We start from the raw sequence: 608 nt of genomic DNA, 5'->3' as shown, positions 1-608 counted from the left end.
TTACAAGCCGTCTGGCTATCTTTACAATTGATTTCTGTGGATTCATACGTTTACGGTATTCCGTATAGGATACAGTCATTGCAGGATCCTTACGGATTGCAATCCATGCAGCTTCAATCAAAAGACACCGAAGCATAAAATGTCGGCGTACAGTTATATCCCCTGTGCCGTTACTTTCACCGCTCGAATGGCACATTGGTACCAGACCGATGAAAGGAGCCAGATGGTCAGCATTCTTAAAACGCACTATATCATCAAGCTCAACCATCAGGGTGGCAGCTGTAGTAACGCCTATTCCGGGAACAGAAGTCAGAAGGCGTATAGGCTTCTCAAAAGGAGCTTTACGTGAAATCTCACGGATGGCACGTGTCTCCTGCAGAAGCATCTTACGAAGACGGATGAACTGCTCAAGATGAAGTTCAAGTGTCTTCTTGCCATACTCAGTGGACAGTTCAAGAGCCTGTAACCAGGAAAGGAAGCGTTTGGACCAACAGCCAACGGAGCAGCGGGTAAACTCTTCCGGTATCTCTACGCCATGAAAACGAAGAAGAGACTTGATGCGGTTCTTCGCACGGGTGCTGTCTTTTACTATCAGGTTTCTCATCCTT

At 46.7% G+C, this 608-nt stretch carries 1 protein-coding gene; it reads right to left on the bottom strand.

The window, feature by feature from the left end:
* The coding region (locus H6A27_RS14535; protein WP_204509202.1) for a transposase at positions 1-608 on the bottom strand (608 nt) is incomplete at both ends.

The sequence above is a fragment of the Bacteroides caecigallinarum genome (genome assembly GCF_016902295.1).
In the GTDB taxonomy this organism is placed as follows: domain Bacteria; phylum Bacteroidota; class Bacteroidia; order Bacteroidales; family Bacteroidaceae; genus Phocaeicola; species Phocaeicola caecigallinarum_A.
This window is presented reverse-complemented; position numbering and strand designations above follow the sequence as displayed.